1 protein-coding gene is annotated in these 1,535 nt (G+C 38.2%); it reads right to left on the minus strand.

Annotation, left to right across the window (positions count from 1 at the left end):
- On the minus strand, positions 1 to 1,535 hold a 1,535-nt coding region (locus ABYT07_RS20995), incomplete at both ends, for an HYR domain-containing protein (RefSeq protein ID WP_372993934.1).

A 1,535-nucleotide genomic window follows, 5' to 3' on the forward strand; every position in this document is an offset into this window, starting at 1 on the left:
AGCAGTATCAGTTCCCCCATTTCCATCGGAAATGGTATAAGTGAACGAATCTGGGCCGTTATAATTCTCGTTAGGAGTGTAGGTGAAAGTTCCATCTCCGTTTAGCACCAAAGTTCCATTACTTGTATTTGTATTACTAACAATTGTAAGTTCGTCTCCATCTGGATCTGAATCGTTGTCAAGTACTTTAATAATTACTGAAGTGTCTTCATTAGTACTAATTTCATCGTTCACAGCAACCGGAGTTCCTTTAACAAGGACCGTAAAGCTACATTCAACTTCATTACCACTTGAATCTGTAGCTACATAAGTTACTGTTGTTGTTCCTATTGGGAATTGTTCCCCAGAGGCAAAACCAGATATCCTTTCAACTGTTACTCCGCAATTATCAGTAGCAGTAATCTCAGTATAAGTGACAATTGCGTAATCCTGACCTTCTATATTGGTTACTGTTATATTTTCAGGACATTCGATTGTTGGATCTTCGTTATCTTCAACAGTTACATCAAAAGTTATTGTGGAAGTGTTTCCGGTAGCATCTGTAGCAGTATAGGTTACAGTTGTAGTTCCCACAGGGAATAAACTTCCAGAAGGCATGTTTCCTTCATTAAGTGTTACTACCGTCCCAGTACAATTATCAGTAGCAGTAGGAGCTTCAAAAGAAATTACTGCTCCACAGTCACCTGGATCTACATTTACAATTATATCTCCCATTTCAGAAATTACTGGATCTTCAGTGTCAGGAATTGCTAATATTTCAACTTCTGTTGGAGTTGATATGCAATCTCCATTTACAAATCTTGCTGTTATAAAGTAAGTTCCGGGAGCTAAGTTGTCAAACTCGCCACTTGTTACATAATTCTCACCATCGATACTGTAATCAATTCCTTCAGTTACTAATAATGAAATTGAACCATTATTAAGGCCACATGATGTATTAATAGCTGAATCTAAAACAGGATTCTTTGGAGTAGGGTTGATGGTTACTTTGAAGCTAGACTCATCGGCAGGACAAGAACCAGAAGCAGTGGCATATACATAAATGGTTTGAGATTCCGTAATATTATCTCCTTCTAACAATTCAGTTCCTTCTCCACCAGATTCTGTAAAGTATTGGTTTCCAGAATTTATTTTGGTTAAGGTATAGCTATCACATTCTTCTTGATCGTCAAAAGATTGAGCTACTATAATATCTTGTTCTGTTACTTCTACTGTTACTGTTGCATCAGTTGAACAAGGCGCTATTGCTGTTACGGTATAGGTGTAAATTCCTGCTCCGCCAGAGGTTGTATTCCAACTTCCTATATCATTTCCTGTAATACTTGCATTCAATAAATCTTCTGTTACCGAACCTCCTTCACAGATGCTAAAGTCTGTCGTTGTTCCTGCTACTGGTGCTGGTTGTTCTGTAACTACTACCTCTGCACTTACTTCTGGACAATCGCCTACAGCTTCATGTGTATAAGTATAAGTTCCTTGACCTGCCAAAGCTGGTGTCCATACTCCATTAGGATCTGGATTTCCAACTAAAGAAG

It is taken from the genome of Sulfitobacter sp. (assembly GCF_041552635.1).
GTDB lineage: Bacteria > Pseudomonadota > Alphaproteobacteria > Rhodobacterales > Rhodobacteraceae > Sulfitobacter.